The 14,384-nt window shown below is 62.4% G+C and carries 14 protein-coding genes and 1 pseudogene; 5 read left to right on the forward strand and 10 right to left on the reverse strand.

Annotated elements, in window-relative coordinates; genetic code table 11:
• Nucleotides 1-2 precede the first annotated feature (2 nt).
• Nucleotides 3-1,298, reverse strand: a complete 1,296-nt coding sequence (locus tag NLY44_RS18095; protein WP_023804585.1) for an amidase — start codon at nucleotides 1,296-1,298, stop codon at nucleotides 3-5.
• Nucleotides 1,299-1,414: 116 nt separating this feature from the next.
• On the opposite strand from NLY44_RS18095, the gene NLY44_RS18100 reads away from it, so the two are divergent.
• Nucleotides 1,415-1,762, forward strand: coding sequence for a GFA family protein (locus NLY44_RS18100; RefSeq protein WP_023686629.1), 348 nt, complete (start codon nucleotides 1,415-1,417; stop codon nucleotides 1,760-1,762).
• A gap of 2 nt (nucleotides 1,763-1,764) precedes the next feature.
• On the opposite strand, the gene NLY44_RS18105 is transcribed toward NLY44_RS18100, so the two are convergent.
• Complete coding sequence (locus tag NLY44_RS18105) at nucleotides 1,765-2,673, reverse strand: SDR family oxidoreductase (RefSeq protein WP_023804584.1); 909 nt, start codon at nucleotides 2,671-2,673, stop codon at nucleotides 1,765-1,767.
• 94 nt (nucleotides 2,674-2,767) lie between these two features.
• Between NLY44_RS18105 and NLY44_RS18110 the strand changes: the two genes are divergently transcribed.
• A complete protein-coding gene (locus NLY44_RS18110) occupies nucleotides 2,768-3,346 on the forward strand; it encodes a TetR/AcrR family transcriptional regulator (RefSeq protein WP_023686631.1) in 579 nt (192 codons plus the stop codon).
• A 38-nt stretch (nucleotides 3,347-3,384) separates the two neighbouring features.
• Here the strand turns inward: NLY44_RS18110 and NLY44_RS18115 are convergent, their stop codons facing one another.
• The 7 genes from NLY44_RS18115 to NLY44_RS18145 all read right to left on the reverse strand — a co-directional run bounded on the left by NLY44_RS18115 (nucleotide 3,385) and on the right by NLY44_RS18145 (nucleotide 10,080).
• The gene (locus tag NLY44_RS18115) at nucleotides 3,385-4,470 is read right to left on the reverse strand and encodes an ABC transporter ATP-binding protein (RefSeq protein WP_023686632.1); all 1,086 of its coding nucleotides are present in this window, start codon (nucleotides 4,468-4,470) and stop codon (nucleotides 3,385-3,387) included.
• Nucleotides 4,470-5,573 carry an ABC transporter ATP-binding protein gene (locus tag NLY44_RS18120; protein WP_023683000.1) on the reverse strand — a complete coding sequence of 368 codons (1,104 nt, stop codon included), beginning with the start codon at nucleotides 5,571-5,573 and terminating at the stop codon, nucleotides 4,470-4,472. Before NLY44_RS18120 ends, NLY44_RS18115 begins: the two co-directional genes overlap by 1 nt.
• Nucleotides 5,570-5,791, reverse strand: coding sequence for a hypothetical protein (locus NLY44_RS18125; RefSeq protein WP_023669846.1), 222 nt, complete (start codon nucleotides 5,789-5,791; stop codon nucleotides 5,570-5,572). The genes NLY44_RS18120 and NLY44_RS18125 overlap by 4 nt, the downstream gene beginning before the upstream one ends.
• Nucleotides 5,788-6,747 carry a carbohydrate ABC transporter permease gene (locus NLY44_RS18130; protein WP_023682998.1) on the reverse strand — a complete coding sequence of 320 codons (960 nt, stop codon included), beginning with the start codon at nucleotides 6,745-6,747 and terminating at the stop codon, nucleotides 5,788-5,790. Before NLY44_RS18130 ends, NLY44_RS18125 begins: the two co-directional genes overlap by 4 nt.
• Before the next feature lies 1 nt (nucleotide 6,748).
• Nucleotides 6,749-7,654: a carbohydrate ABC transporter permease gene (locus tag NLY44_RS18135; protein ID WP_023686633.1), complete on the reverse strand. Its 906-nt coding sequence runs from the start codon at nucleotides 7,652-7,654 to the stop codon at nucleotides 6,749-6,751.
• Between the two features lie 67 nt (nucleotides 7,655-7,721).
• Nucleotides 7,722-9,038 carry an ABC transporter substrate-binding protein gene (locus NLY44_RS18140; RefSeq protein ID WP_023669849.1) on the reverse strand — a complete coding sequence of 439 codons (1,317 nt, stop codon included), beginning with the start codon at nucleotides 9,036-9,038 and terminating at the stop codon, nucleotides 7,722-7,724.
• A gap of 358 nt (nucleotides 9,039-9,396) precedes the next feature.
• On the reverse strand, nucleotides 9,397-10,080 hold the full coding sequence (locus NLY44_RS18145; RefSeq protein ID WP_023704248.1) for a TetR/AcrR family transcriptional regulator: 684 nt from the start codon (nucleotides 10,078-10,080) through the stop codon (nucleotides 9,397-9,399).
• Nucleotides 10,081-10,191: 111 nt separating this feature from the next.
• On the opposite strand from NLY44_RS18145, the gene NLY44_RS18150 reads away from it, so the two are divergent.
• The 3 genes and pseudogenes from NLY44_RS18150 to NLY44_RS18160 all read left to right on the forward strand — a co-directional run bounded on the left by NLY44_RS18150 (nucleotide 10,192) and on the right by NLY44_RS18160 (nucleotide 12,674).
• Nucleotides 10,192-11,388: a Tm-1-like ATP-binding domain-containing protein gene (locus tag NLY44_RS18150; protein WP_023754223.1), complete on the forward strand. Its 1,197-nt coding sequence runs from the start codon at nucleotides 10,192-10,194 to the stop codon at nucleotides 11,386-11,388.
• Between the two features lie 10 nt (nucleotides 11,389-11,398).
• A pseudogene (locus NLY44_RS18155) lies at nucleotides 11,399-12,261 on the forward strand (phosphoenolpyruvate hydrolase family protein).
• Nucleotides 12,258-12,674 carry a cupin domain-containing protein gene (locus tag NLY44_RS18160; protein ID WP_023737504.1) on the forward strand — a complete coding sequence of 139 codons (417 nt, stop codon included), beginning with the start codon at nucleotides 12,258-12,260 and terminating at the stop codon, nucleotides 12,672-12,674. Before NLY44_RS18155 ends, NLY44_RS18160 begins: the two are co-directional and overlap by 4 nt.
• 170 nt (nucleotides 12,675-12,844) lie before the next feature.
• On the opposite strand, the gene NLY44_RS18165 is transcribed toward NLY44_RS18160, so the two are convergent.
• Nucleotides 12,845-14,035, reverse strand: coding sequence for a M24 family metallopeptidase (locus tag NLY44_RS18165; protein ID WP_023804583.1), 1,191 nt, complete (start codon nucleotides 14,033-14,035; stop codon nucleotides 12,845-12,847).
• Nucleotides 14,036-14,384 lie beyond the last annotated feature (349 nt).

Raw genomic sequence — 14,384 nt, forward strand, 5'->3', positions numbered from 1 at the left:
GCCTATCGGAGCAGCCGCTCGACTTCAGCCGCGATGCGCAGCAGATGGTGGTCGTGGCCATTGCGCGCCACCAGCATCAGTCCGGCCGGCAGCGTCATGCCGGGCATCGGCAGCGAGATCGCGCAGAGGTCGAACTGGTTGGCGACCTGGGTATTGCGCAGCAGCAGACCTTCGGTGCGTTCACGCAGAGCCGTATCCTCGGCCATCGAAACGATAGTCGGCGCTGTCACCGGCGTGGTCGGCAGAGCTAGCACATCGACCGAACCCAACCGCTCGTCCATGGCTATGCACAGTGCCGCGCGACGACGCATTGCCCTGATATAAACCGGCGTCGGTATGGCCGCCGCCCGCGACAGCGGCCCGCTGACATGGGGATCGACCGGCACCGATGCGCCCGTCGCCAGCCAGTCGGCATGGATTTCAGAACCTTCCATGGCCGCGATCGAGCCGCGTTTGGTGGCCAGGCGCAGATCGGCAATGAGGTCGTCGATCGAAATGTCCGTGAGCCACGCGCCTGCCTGCTCGATCCCGGCAAGGCTGCGATCGAACGCGGCGGCAATCTCCGTTTCCGTGTCTTCGAAAAGCAGGCCGCGCGGAATGCCGACACGAAGCCCGGCAAGCGCTAACGGCAGGTGCAGTTGCGGCATCTGCTCGCCCGTCATCGCGGCGTCAGCCAGGGCACACGGAGCAACACTCAGCGCCAGCGGCCCGATCGAATCCAGCGTCGCGGAAAGGGGATAGGCACCAGTCAGCGGCACGCGCCGCGCCGTCGGCTTGAAACCGACGACGCCGTTCAGCGATGCCGGGATGCGCACCGAACCGCCGGTGTCGGAGCCGATGGAAATGTCGCTCGTCCCCTCGCCAACGGACACGGCGGCGCCCGACGACGAACCGCCTGGAATGCGGCTGGTGTCGGCGGCATTGCCCGGTGTGCCGTAGTGCATGTTGTCGCCGATAGCGGTGAAGGCGAATTCGGTCATGTTGGTCTTGCCGATGATGACGGCGCCGGCCTGGCGCAGACGGCTGACGACCGCAGCGTCGTGCCGACGGGGCGCGGTGTCCCTCAGCATCAGCGACCCGGCCGTGGTCGGCTCGCCGGCGACATCGAACAGATCCTTGATCGACACGATGGTGCCGTCGAGCGGCCCGAGCGATACGCCGGCCTTCTTGCGCGCATCGGTGGCCTCGGCCGCTGCGCGCGCCGCCTCGGCATAGAGTTTGGTGAACACCTTCTCGCCTGCCGCGCAACTGGCAAGACGTGACAGGATGATCTCGAGACGATCGCGGATTGATTGCATGTCGATGTCGGATTCCGTCAAGGTGGAGCGTCTTTAAGGCATATGGGCCGCTAGGTCAGCGGAAGGAATAGCCCGGACAGCGTGCCTTTGCACCTGCCAGCGATAGGAAGGGACTGATGCTGTACAAAGGCAGCTGCCACTGCGGCAAGGTTGCGTTCGAATTCAAGGCGCAGCTGACCGGCGCCGTGCGGTGCAATTGTTCGATGTGCAGGCGCAAGGGCGTGCTGTTATGCGCCATCCCGCATGACAGCCTGAAGGTGCTCGCATGGGGCGATGATCTCGGCACCTATACGTTCAACAATCACGTATTGGCGCATCGCTTCTGCCGGACCTGCGGCATCCATCCCTTCGCCGAGGATGTCAGTCAGGGCAACGAACGCAGCGCCTACGTCAACCTTAACTGCGTTGCGGATATTGATGCTGTCGGTCTGTCGATTTTCGACTTCGATGGCCGCTCGGTCTAAGCTTACCGGTAACCCGCGGCATCGGCAGGTTTGCCGGCGTCCTGTACCTCCGGAACATAGCGCCAGGCGTCCGGGCGTGAGCCGTCGAGATCGGTAAAACCATAAATCTGCGCCAACCCACCGCTGGACAGCGACTGGCCGTTCCAGCGCGCACGATCCGGATCCGCCGCAAGCGACGCGACCGCGCGGCCGACAAAGCGCGGCGTTTCGGAAATGACGAAATGCGGCACGTTGGCGGTGGCGTCGCGCCAATTGTCTTCGGTGACGCCAAACGCCTCCAGCATCATTTCGGAACGCAGCCATCCGGGCGTCAGCGACACCGAGGTGGCGCCATGCGCAGCAAGATCTTTGGCGTGTGCCCATGCCATGCGGTTCACCGCGACCTTGGCGAGATCGTAGAACGGCGACAGCCGATAGTGATCGGCATTGTACTCGGCGGTGCCGTCAGTGACCTCGACCAGCAGCCCGCCCGGCCGCTCGATCATCAGCGGCAGCGCATGATGCGCGGTGATCAGATGCGTGTCGATGCCGAGCCGCAACAGGCGCAGGCCGTTTTCCAGATTGTGGTCCCAGACCGGCTTATTCCACTCGAACAGCTTTTCGCCGCCCCAGATATCGTTGACCAGAATGTCGAGCCGACCCTGTTCGGCCCGGATGCGCTCGACCAGACTGCGCACATCATCAGTCACCATATGATCGACTTGCACGGCAATGCCCTTGCCGCCATGCGAACAAACCAGCTCCGCCGTCTCCTCGATGGTTTCGGGCCGGGCATAGTCGGATTGCTGGCTGCGTGTGGTGCGCCCGGTGACATAGACGGTGGCGCCGGCGGCGCCGAGTTCAACCGCGATCCCCCGCCCGGCACCACGCGTGGCGCCGGCGACCAGGGCGACCTTTCCTTGCAACGTCATGGTAGTCCCCAACCGAATCTATCGACCAAACCGATCTGGCTTACCCCGCTCGCATTATATATAAATGATTATTCGGTTATATTGAGATGTCAAGGTGACGCGACCAAAAACCAAATCCGACGAGCAGGTGCTGGAAGCCGCGTTGGGATTGATTCACGAACATGGACCCGAGGCGCTCACCTTCGAGCGGCTGGCAAAGGCGTGCGGCCTCTCTGGCGCAACACTGGTGCAGCGTTTCGGCAACAAGGCGCAGCTGAAGCAGCGCACCTTGCTGCAAGCGTGGGATGGCCTCGATGCCAAGACGAGGGAACTCGCAGCCACCGTTCCCAAAACGCCGGCCGGCGCGATCGAATTGCTGGTGGGGCTGTCGCAGGGCTACGGCGGCATCGAAGCCTACGCCGAGGGCCTGCTCGTCCTGCGCGAGGATCTGCGCGACCCCGTGCTCAGGGCGCGAGGCGCCGCCTGGAAAGCGTTCCTGAGCGAGGCCCTTGCGGCTTGCTTGGCCGGAACGCCCGACACCGCGCGCGACATCGGCCTGCTGATGGCATCGCATTGGCAGGGCTCACTGCTGTGGTGGAGTTTTGACCCGACGATCGAGGTGGCCACCTATGTCGAGGAAAGCCTCAAGTGCTTCGTTGCAGCCATCACCAAAACAGCGGCCCGAAAACCGTGATGGGCCGCTGCGCAAGCTGGGAGTGGATGTAGTCTAAATTAGCTGGCGTGCCGCAAGCTCACGCCGCTGCCCTTGTCGAACAGCACCACCTTGTCCTGATTCCAGGCAAAGCGCACCGGCTGCTCGATCTGGACATCGGTTCTGGCCGGCACCGTGGCGCGTAGCGTCGTGTCGCCGACCCGCAGAGTCAGGATCTTTTCCACGCCATGGTTCTCAACATCGTGGACGCGTGCCTCGACCGGCGCACCGCTTTCAAGATACACATCCTCAGGTCGAATACCGAAGACGAGCGGGCGACCGTCGGTCGCACCGCCCGCCTTGGCACCCCCAGAGAAAGGCAGTTCGAAATTCAGCGGCGCCATCACCGCGCGGCCGTTGACCAGCTTGCCATCGATCAGGTTCATCGGCGGCGAGCCGACGAAGCTCGCCACATAGGTATCGCGCGGATTGTTATAGATCTCGTGCGGCGTGCCGGTCTGGATGATGCGGCCATGGTTGAGCACGCCCACTTTGTCGCCCATCGACATCGCCTCGATCTGGTCGTGGGTGACGAACAGAAAGGTGGCGCCAAGCTGGATCTGCAGGTTCTTCAGTTCCGTGCGCAGCGCCTCGCGCAGTTTGGCGTCGAGCGCCGACAGCGGTTCGTCCATCAGGAACACGCGCGGCTTGCGCACGATGGCGCGCCCGATAGAGACGCGCTGCATTTCGCCGCCTGAAAGGCGGTCGGTCTTGCGGTCGAGCAGATGCTCGATCCGCAGTGTCTTGGCCGCTCGTGCAACACGGTCCTTGATCTCGGCATCCGGCAGCCGACGGATCTTCGGCTTCAGCGGGAATTCGAGATTTTCGCGGACCGTATAGCGCGGATAGAGCGAATATTGCTGAAGCACCAGCGCCACGTCGCGCTCGGCCGCACCCCAGTCGGCGACGTCGACGCCGTTGATGAACACCTGACCCTCGGTCGGCTTTTCCAGACCCGCGATCATGCGCAGCGTCGTCGTCTTGCCGGCGCCGGTCTCGCCGAGCAGCACGAAGAACTCGCCATCGGCGATCTCGAGATCGAGCCCGGTCAGTGCGGTGTGGTTGCCGAAGCTCTTGGAAATATTCTTGAGCTGGATATGAGCCATCAGAGCCTCACCTCAAGCGACTTGCCGCTTGCCGTGTCGAAGAAATGTGCTTGCGTCGGATCGATCCTGGCGAAGACCTTTTCGCCCGGGCCGCCGACGAAGCCGCTCTTGGTGCGCGCGCGCAGCATCTTGGAGCCGACCTTGAGATCGACAATGTCGAACGAGCCGAGCGGCTCGACGATCTGTGTCTCGACCGGCAAGAAGCCCTCCGCTGCTTCATGGCGCACCAGCACGCCTTCGGGCCGGATGCCGAGCGCCAGCTGGCCGCCGGCATGGCCGTTGAGCTTGGACAAAAGCGTGCGCGGAAATTCGAAGCCGGCGGCAGCGCCACCGACGGTGACCGAGGCCGCCGATGCGGTCTCGGCGATCGCCGCATCGGCGACGTTCATCACCGGGCTGCCGACGAACTGCGCCACGAACAGATTGGCCGGATGCGAATAGACCTCGTCGGGCGAACCGACCTGCTGCAGCACGCCCTCATGCATGATCACGATGCGGTCGGCGAGGCTCATCGCCTCGATCTGGTCGTGCGTGACATAGATGGTGGTCGAGCCCTGTTTGATGTGCAGCCGCTTGATCTCGGCCCGCATCTCTTCGCGCAGCTTGGCGTCGAGGGCGCCGATCGGCTCGTCCATCAGCATCGCCTTCGGCCGCCGCACCAGAGCCCGGCCGATGGCCACACGCTGCATGTCGCCGCCCGACAGCGCCGACGGCTTCTTGGCCAGCAGTTCCGTGATCTGCAGCGTCTTGGCGACCGAGCGCACCTCGCTATCGATCTCGGCCTTGCTCTTGCGCGTCGCGCGCAAGGGAAAAGCAATGTTCTCATAGACGCTCATATGCGGGTAGAGCGAGAACGACTGGAACACCATGGCGATGTCGCGGTCGGCGGCCTTGAGGTGTTGCACCGGCTTGCCGTCGATGAGGATGTCACCGCCGTCGATCGTCTCCAGCCCGGCAACCGCCCTCAATGTCGTCGTCTTGCCGCAACCCGACTGACCGAGCAGCACGATGAACTCGTTGTCGTCGATCTTGAGGTTGAGGTCCTTGATGACCTGGACCGCACCGAAGAATTTCTGGACGCCGCGAAGCTCAATCTGGGTCAATGCTCTGCTCCCGGATTGCGCACCTGGCCGGTACCGGCCTTCTCCGCCGGCGCGATCTTCGAGGTGATGTTGAAGCCGATCAGGCCGATCAGGATGATGGTCACGCCATAGCTGTGCAGCAGCAGGTTCCACGGCTGGCAAAGCGCGATGATGCCGAGGACCATCAGCACCTGAGACCCCGGTTCGAGATATTTCTGGTTGATGGCTCGAAAGCTCATTTGCGGATCGCTCCGAAGGACATGCCGCGCAGCAAATGGTTGCGGAGCAGGAAGGTGAAGATTGCGACCGGCAGCAGGAACAGGAAGGTTCCGGCGGCGATCACCGTCCAGTCGGGCAGGCCGGCGCCGACCTGGCTGGGGATGAAGGGCGGCGCCGTTTGGGCGCGGCGGTTGGTCATGATCAGCGCGAAGGCATACTCGTTCCACGCCGTGATGAAGCAGAAAACCGCGGTCGCGGCGATGCCGGTGGCGGCCTCCGGCAGCACGATCTTGAAGAAGGCTTCCATGCGGGTGTAGCCGTCGACCAGCGCTGCCTCTTCATACTCCTTCGGGATCTCGTCCATGAACCCCTTCATCAGCCACACCGAAAAGGACAGGTTGAAGGCGGTATAAAGGATGATCAGCCCGATATGGGAATCGTTGAGGCCGACGGCCCGGTACATCAGGAACATCGGGATCGCGACCACCACCGGCGGCAGCATGCGCGTCGACAGGATGAAGAAGAGCAGATCCGCCTCCCCCTTCACCTTGAAGCGCGAGAAGCCGTAGGCGGTGAAGGTACCCATGCCGACAGCCAGCACCGTCGAGGTGATGGCAATGATCAGCGAGTTCATGAAGCGGCTCGGATAGCCGGACCATTGCACCTGGCCCTTGCCGTCGCGCACGATCTTTTCACCGCCGTCGAACACGACACGTTCCCACCAGGGTGCCGCCGCATACTCTTCCGGCGACGGCGGGTTGCGCATCTGCGAGCGCTTGGTGAACAGCTTGACGAACGGCGATATCTCGGGCTGGAACACCACCGTCGGCGGGATGGTCGTGGCAAGATTGCGCGGCTTGAACGCCGTCGAGGCGATCCAGTAGATCGGCGCCAGGAAGATGATCGTCACCAACAGGACGGCGACGATGGCGACGCGATTGAAGCCTATTTCGGAAGAAGTGCGGACGGCGGCCATGTCAGCGCTCCTTCACCTTGTTGAGGTATTTGACGTAGATGTTGGTGATGGCCAGCACCATGATCAGCACGATGTAGGCGAGCGCGCAGGAGCGCCCGGTTTGCCATTCCTGGAACGCCATCTTGTACAGCCGGATCGAGATCAGCTCGGCGGTCGGCTGGCTGGTCAGGATATAGGCGAGGTCGAAGGTCTTGAACGCTTCCATGGTGCGGAAGATGACCGCGATCATCAGGATCGGCGCGACCAGCGGCAGCGTGATGCGGAAGAAGGTGTAGAACGGTCCGGCGCGGTCGATCGCCGCTGCTTCGTAGAGATGCTTCGGCACCGCTGAAAGACCGGCCAGCGACAACAGCATGACGAAGGGCGACCACATCCAGATGTCGGTCAGCGCAACCGCATAGAGCGCCATCTTGGGGTCGGCCAGCCACTCGAAATTGCCGAGGCCAAGCGCATAGTTGATGACCCCCCATGACGGGTCATAGAGCAATTTCCAGAACAGACCGACGACGGCCATCGACAGCATCATCGGCAGCAGCAGCAGCGTTGTGATGAGACCCTTGAGGGGAATATCCCGATTGAGCAGCATGGCCACGCCGAAGCCGACGAGCAACTGACCCGCGACCGAGATGATGACGTACTTCGCGGTGATGGCGAAGTTGGACCAGACATAGGGGTCGTTGAGCAGGTCGCGATAATTCTGCAGCCCGACGAAATTCGCCGGCGCGTTGGTCGACGCGCGGAAATCGGTGAAGGAATAGCCCAGCGAATAGATCAGCGGGAAAATGTTGAAGACGATCAGGAACAGGATCGTCGGGATTATGAAGAAGTTGCGGATCGACATGTCGCTCAAGCCGCGTGCAGCGGCCCGCGAGGAAGTGTCCAGCGTGGTGATCATCGTGGTCGCCAAGACCCTGCTCCCGTTTCGGAAAAAAGAACGGAGGAGGCACGGATGCCTCCTCCGCGAGAAAAGCTGCTTATTGGCCGCGGCCGTATTTCTTGAACGTCGCGTTCCAGTCGCCTGCGAGCGCGTCCAGCGTTTCCTTGGCGGTGCCTTCGCCGCCGATCATGTAGGGATAGACGCGCTGGTTGAGCTGCTGCAGCAGCTCGGCATATTCCGGCACCGCCCAGAAGTCCTTCACCTTGAACATGGTCTCGTAGAAGGCCTTGTTGTACGGCGTGGCGTTCTGGAACTCCTCCGACTTGAGCACGGCGGCGCTGCAGGTGTAGCCGCCGAGCGCCGCCCACTTCTTCTGGGTCTCGTCCTTGATGAACCATTCAAGGAACTTCGTCGCCTCTTCCTGCTTCTTGGAGTAGGAAACGATCGAGATGCCCTGACCGCCGAGTGCGGCGAACTGATCGCCGTTCGGGCCTGGAGGATTGGCGAAGAAGCCGGTGTTCTTGGCGTTCGGGTTCGACGCCTCGTTGATCAGCGAGGGGAAGAACGCGAAGTAGTTCATGCTCATCGCGGCCAGGTTTTCGGTGATCGCCTGATTGTCCTCCACGAAGAACGACTTGGCCCAGCCCGGAGGCGTGAACGTGTAGAGTTCCTTGTAGGCGTCGAGTGCGGCGATTGCCTTGTCGGAGTTGATGAAGCCGTCGACCTTGTAGGTCTTGTAGTCACCCAGTTCGCCGCCGAAGGAGAACAGCGCGTTTTCGAAGCCCATCGCCATCGCGTCATAGGAATTGTCGGTGTAGATGGCGATGCCGTATCGCTTCTGATCCGGCCGGTAGAAGAACTCCGCGATGTCGCGCAGCGCCTTGAAATCCTTCGGCACGTCGAGATCGTAGCCGTACTTGGCCTTGAAGGCTTCCTTTTCCTTCGGGTCCTCGAACCAGTCCTTGCGATAGGACCAGCCGACAGCGTCGCCTTCGAGCGGGATCGCCCAGTACTTGCTGCTGCCGCCCGGATACTCGGCGTAATATTTCACCGTTGCCGGCGCCATCACTTCGCCAAGCTTGTGCTTGTTGAAGAAGTCGGTCAGGTCGACATAGTGGCCGCCGGTCGAGCCGGCGCCGAGCCATTGCGAGTCGCCGACGACCATATCATAGGCGTCGCCATGGGCGTTGAACTCGGTGAAAGCCTTGGTCTGGAAGTCGGACCAGGGCGTGGTTTCCACCGTGATCTTGACGCCGGTTTCCTTCTCGTACTCGTTGCCGAGTTCCTGCAGATAATTGGCCGGATCCCATTCCGCCCAAAAGATGGTGAGCTCCTTGTCCTGCGCGTAGACGGACGTTCCGCAGGCAAGTACTAAGCCGATACCAGCAAGCAGGCTGGTCATTGTCTTGCGCATAATGATTTCCTCCCTTGTGCGCATTCTACCTTGTCATGCTAGCCGGCGGTGAAGCCGGCCTGGTAGTTCCTCCCGAGATCGCACCTTTCCGGTTCCAAGCCTCCTCGCTTTGCCGGAAACTGGATCGCAGCTCTCACTTTCGATCCGCTTTTCTGTCCTGATCTGGTATTACCAATTTTAGATAGCCGTCAAGCTCTTTCTTGGACCACCACCGGGCCTTGTTTAACCGGATTCTTCATGTATCCGACTGTTTTCCCTGAATTTTCCTACTCGTTGATATAGGAGAGCCTTGTTTCGGCACTGCCATCCCGGTTAACATCAATAGTGGGCATCCAAATCTGGTCGAACCAGATTGGCGCTATTTCGCCAATGCCGCTGTCGGGGCCGCATCGATTTCAGCCGTTGATTCCGCCACCGCGGCGCGCACAAGGGCGCCCGCCGCCCACTGCGCGACCGACCGCATGCCGCGGCTATCGAGCCCCCATATATCCTTCAGCACGATCAGCACTTCGACGCCGAACATCATCGACAGCGCCTGCGCCAGGCGCTTGAACTCGCGCGGCGGCAGCCGGCCCTTGAGCGGTGCGATGGCATCCTTCAGCAGCTGGACGCGATGTCCGCGCGTGAATTGCGGCTCGCCGCCCAGCGTGCCCGCCTGCCGCTGCGCCCATTGGTCGAGCGACAGTTTCAGCGCTGCCTTGAAAGTTGCCTCGAAAGCTTCGATGCGCGGCATGGCGGTATCGAACAATTCGGCAACGCGCCGCCCGGCATCGGTGGACGTCGATTGCCAGGTCAGGATCGGCCCAAGCCCCTCGTCAACCACCGCCTGCACCAGGGCTGCCTGGCTGGGGAAATAGCGATAGGCGGTGGCGCGCGACACTTGCGCCGCCTCCGCGACTTCGCTGACCGACGGGGTGACGCCCGCCTGCATCAGCCGCGTCGCCGTCTTCAGCATCAGCCGTTTTGTGCGGGCCCGTGGGCCGCGTTCTGCAGCCTCGTTGGCGTCGTCGTTCCCAGCGGCTTGTTGACGTGAGACTTCCATGTCAATACGATACGCGCGTCTCAAAAAATTGCAATGACCTTTGCCCACCGAAAGGCCGGCAAAGGGCGACAGGCGGCCCGGCGCCGGTCGGCCGGTGACGGGAGAAACGCGATGAAGCGCATCTACGTGGTGGGCACAGCCGACACCAAGGGCGAGGAACTTGCCTTCCTGGCCGATGCTATTGCCGCCACCGGCAGTTCGGTTGCCCGCGTCGACATCGGAACGCGCGGCGCCACGGTGCCGGTCGATATCCCGGCCAGCGAGGTCGCGGCGCATCATCCGGGTGGAGCCAGTGGCGTGCTCGGCATCGATGATCGCGGCACGGCAGTGGCCGGCATGAGCGCCGCCTTCACAAATTTCATTCAGTCGCGCGACGACATATCAGGCGTGATCGGCATTGGCGGCGGCGGCGGCACGTCGATCATCACTGCCGGCATGCGCGCGCTGCCGCTTGGGCTGCCCAAGATCATGGTCTCGACGCTCGCCTCCGGCGACACCGCGCCCTATGTCGACGTCTCCGACATCATCATGATGCCATCGGTCACCGATATGGCGGGACTGAACCGGCTGTCACGCGTCGTGCTGCACAATGCGGCGCAGGCAATCGCCGGCATGGCCGCCAGGCCGGCGCCGACTGCCACCGGCAAGCCGGCACTCGGGCTCACCATGTTCGGCGTCACCACGCCTTGCGTGACCGCCATCGCGGATCAGTTGCGCGCCAACTATGACTGCATGGTTTTCCACGCCACCGGCACCGGCGGCCGCTCGATGGAGAAGCTCGCGGACTCGGGCCTGCTCGCCGGCGTCATCGACATCACCACGACGGAAGTCTGCGACCTGCTGTTCGGCGGCGTGCTGCCGGCGACGGAGGACCGCTTCGGCGCCATCGCCCGCACCAAGCTGCCCTATGTAGGCTCGGTCGGCGCGCTGGACATGGTCAATTTCTGGGCGCCGCCGACCATTCCCGAGAAGTTTAGGGGCCGGCTGTTCTACGAGCACAATCCCAACGTCACACTGATGCGCACCACGGTGGACGAATGCCGCGGTATAGGCGAGTGGATCGGCACCAGGCTCGCTCGCTGCGAGGGCCCTGTGCATTTCCTGATCCCCGAAAAAGGTGTCTCGGCACTCGATATCGAGGGCGGCGCCTTCTTCGACCCCGAAGCCGACGCCGTGCTGTTCGGTGCCATCGAGCGCACCATCAGGCCGAGCGCCACACGCCGGGTCACACGCCTGCCGTTGCACATCAACGATCCGGAATTTGCCAAAGCCGCAACCGCGGCCTTCCTCGACATCGCCAGACAGTGAGAGCCAACAAATGCCCGCAATACCGCGCAAGGACATATTGAAGAAGTTCAAGGCGATGATCGCCGACGGCGTGCCCATCGTCGGGGGCGGCGCCGGCACCGGCCTGTCGGCCAAGGCCGAGGAAGCCGGCGGCATCGACCTCATCATCATCTACAATTCCGGCCGCTACCGCATGGCCGGGCGCGGCTCGGCTGCCGGCCTGCTCGCCTATGGCAACGCCAATGAGATCGTCAAGGAAATGGCCTATGAGGTGCTGCCGGTGGTCAAAAAGACGCCGGTGCTGGCCGGTGTCAACGGCACCGATCCCTTCGTCATCATGCCGTTGCTGCTTGCCGAGCTGAAGACGATGGGCTTTTCAGGCGTGCAGAATTTCCCGACCATCGGCCTGTTCGATGGCAGCATGCGCCAGAGTTTGAGGAAACCGGCATGGGGTTCGGGCTGGAGGTCGACATGATCGCCGAGGCGCACAAGCTCGATCTTCTGACCACGCCCTATGTCTTCAACCCCGACGAGGCGCGCGCCATGACAAAAGCCGGCGCCGACATTGTCGTCGCCCATATGGGGGTGACGACAGGCGGCTCGATCGGCGCGACGTCGGCCAAGTCGCTCGACGACTGCGTGGTCGAGATCGACGCCATCGCCAACGCGGCGCGCTCGGTGCGCAAGGATGTCATCCTGCTTTGCCATGGCGGGCCGATCTCGATGCCGGATGATGCCCGCTACATCCTCGACCGCTGCAAGGGCCTGCACGGCTTTTATGGCGCGAGTTCGATGGAACGGCTGCCGGCTGAAGCCGCGATCGCCAGGCAGACGGCGGATTTCAAGGCCGTCATGCTGCACGACCAGAAGAAAAAGAAGGGGATGAGATCATGACCGACAAGAGCAAGGTATTCGTATACCCGAAGGACGTGAGCGCCTTCGGCTTTGACTGGGGCAAGCTGTCGCTGACGGTGGCGCCTGAAGTGAATGGCGCTGAGCGCTTTTCCGGCGGTGTCGTCGACCTGCCCTCAGGCAAGGGACACACGCGCCACAACCATCCCGGCGCGGAAGAGATCATCTTCGTTATGTCGGGCAATGGCGAGCAGATGGTCGAGGACGAGGAGGGCAATCCGGTCGTCGCCAAGGTCGGCCCCGGCTGCACCATCTATGTGCCGGAAAGCCGTTTCCATTCGACGCTGAACACGGGCGATGGGCCGATGCAGCTCTTCGTTGTCTATTCGCCGGCTGGACCCGAACTGGTGCTGCGGGAGCTGCCGGATTTCAGGCTGATCCCGGCGGGGAAGTAATCGCGAAAGGCCCCCTTCATCCGGCCGCTTCGCGGCCACCTTCTCCCCGAGGGGAGAAGAGGCAGAAGCCAGCGCCGGCGCAAACTCCTCTCCCCTCGGGGAGAGGTCGGATAGCCCCGAATTGCCCTTCGGAATTCGGATGGCAATCCGGGTGAGGGGGTAGCGCCGAGCTAGGCTATCCCACCTCTATTCCACCCCCGCGCCCGATCCCCAAACATCACATATCCCGTATCCGTCACCGCCAACGTGTCCTCCAACTTGATGAACCCCCGCGTCGGGTGAAGCATGGTCGTCTCCACCGACAGCACCATGTTTGTCTCCAGCGGCTTGGCGGCATAGGTGCCTTCATAGGTCACCGGATGGTTGGTCATCAGGAACGGAGCCTCATGCGTGATCAGCCCCATGCCGTGGGCGAAGAAATCCGTATAGGGCGCGACCTTCGACGCCTTCAGCACGCCCTCCGCGTGCGAAATCATGTCGCCGCCGATGGTGCCTGCCCTCACCTTCGAGAACGCCGCCTGCTGCACTGTCTCGACCTCGGCCAACAGATCTTCCAGTTCGGCATCCGGTTCGCCCAAAATGCCCATGCGGCAGAGGTCGCCAATATAGCCGTGATAATTGCCGCCGGAATCGATCGACAGCACGTCGCCCTTTTTCCAAGCCTGCGGTGACGCCGCGCGGTTGTGGCTGGCGCCCAACGTCAGCAGGCAATATTCGAAATGCGCGCCCCGATTGGTTTCTTCGCGCCGCAGATGCTCGATGATCTCGGCCTTGGTCTTGCCTTCATGCGCCCACTGGATGGTCGCCAGCATGGAATCCGTGATTAGCTCGGAGGCAATACGCAGCTTTTCCAGCTCGGCGTCCGTCTTGATGGCGCGCATGCGCTCCAGCATGCCGGTCGCGTCGATCAGCCTGGCATCCGGCAACGCCTTGCGGATCAGCGCATAGGCGTCCGACGGCAGGAAGGCCGGCTCGATGCCGAGGCGGGCGCCGGCCTTGCCGATCTTGCTGATGTGCTCGACCGCAAGATTGGCAGCATCAAGCGTGCCCCAGCAGGCGGCATGCAGCGTCGGCGTCCAGAACGGGTTGTTCTGGTGCTCGGCGCCTTCCATGCGGTTGCCGATATAGGCGGCATGATCGGGCCCGCCCTTTTCATAGAGGACGATAGGCAGGTAACGGCTATGGCCGATCGCATCCATGGCGGCAAAGAAGATGAACTTGTAGCCGCCGAGCAGATACTGCGTGTTGTGCTTGGACGTCGCGAGCAGAACATCGATGCCGGCCTCTTCCATCAGCCGGTCGACCCTCGCCTGGTCGAACGGGATATTGCTGACGGCGCTCTTGCCCGGGGCAATGTTCATCTTTCTCTCCCTGATATCAGTGGGATCGCCGGCCGTACTGCGTCCAATCCCTTGGCTTCGATCAAATTTGCACCATTTCGTTAACTCTGGTCCAGCCAGAAACAGGTTAGATTGCTTCGGCAGGCTGTCACCACTCGTCATTGCTGCACACTAAGGCAATCTGGTCCTACAGAATACCAGAATGAAAGGGCCACCTCTAAACTGGTCCAGCGGACGAAAATTTCAAAGCCAAGCAAGGATGCGCCAATTCCGTCTCTGGCGAAACCCTTGGCAAGGGCCATAATCGCCGCGAGGATGCTGGCGGGTGCGGCCAGCTTCGAGGGGTGCGCCCATCTGGTCGCGGAGAGGA

The organism is Mesorhizobium sp. C089B, assembly GCF_030323125.1.
Classification (GTDB): domain Bacteria; phylum Pseudomonadota; class Alphaproteobacteria; order Rhizobiales; family Rhizobiaceae; genus Mesorhizobium.

What these genes read in the sequence shown, in the direction of transcription:
- NLY44_RS18095 (WP_023804585.1), bottom strand. Translation starts at nt 1,298, where the DNA reads ATGCAATCAATCCGCGATCGTCTCGAGATCATCCTGTCACGTCTTGCC.
- NLY44_RS18105 (WP_023804584.1), bottom strand. Translation starts at nt 2,673, where the DNA reads ATGACGTTGCAAGGAAAGGTCGCCCTGGTCGCCGGCGCCACGCGTGGT.
- NLY44_RS18165 (WP_023804583.1), bottom strand. Translation starts at nt 14,035, where the DNA reads ATGAACATTGCCCCGGGCAAGAGCGCCGTCAGCAATATCCCGTTCGAC.
- NLY44_RS18115 (WP_023686632.1), bottom strand. Translation starts at nt 4,470, where the DNA reads ATGGCTCATATCCAGCTCAAGAATATTTCCAAGAGCTTCGGCAACCAC.
- NLY44_RS18130 (WP_023682998.1), bottom strand. Translation starts at nt 6,747, where the DNA reads ATGGCCGCCGTCCGCACTTCTTCCGAAATAGGCTTCAATCGCGTCGCC.
- NLY44_RS18145 (WP_023704248.1), bottom strand. Translation starts at nt 10,080, where the DNA reads ATGGAAGTCTCACGTCAACAAGCCGCTGGGAACGACGACGCCAACGAG.
- NLY44_RS18140 (WP_023669849.1), bottom strand. Translation starts at nt 9,038, where the DNA reads ATGCGCAAGACAATGACCAGCCTGCTTGCTGGTATCGGCTTAGTACTT.
- NLY44_RS18125 (WP_023669846.1), bottom strand. Translation starts at nt 5,791, where the DNA reads ATGAGCTTTCGAGCCATCAACCAGAAATATCTCGAACCGGGGTCTCAG.
- NLY44_RS18160 (WP_023737504.1), top strand. Translation starts at nt 12,258, where the DNA reads ATGACCGACAAGAGCAAGGTATTCGTATACCCGAAGGACGTGAGCGCC.
- NLY44_RS18100 (WP_023686629.1), top strand. Translation starts at nt 1,415, where the DNA reads ATGCTGTACAAAGGCAGCTGCCACTGCGGCAAGGTTGCGTTCGAATTC.
- NLY44_RS18150 (WP_023754223.1), top strand. Translation starts at nt 10,192, where the DNA reads ATGAAGCGCATCTACGTGGTGGGCACAGCCGACACCAAGGGCGAGGAA.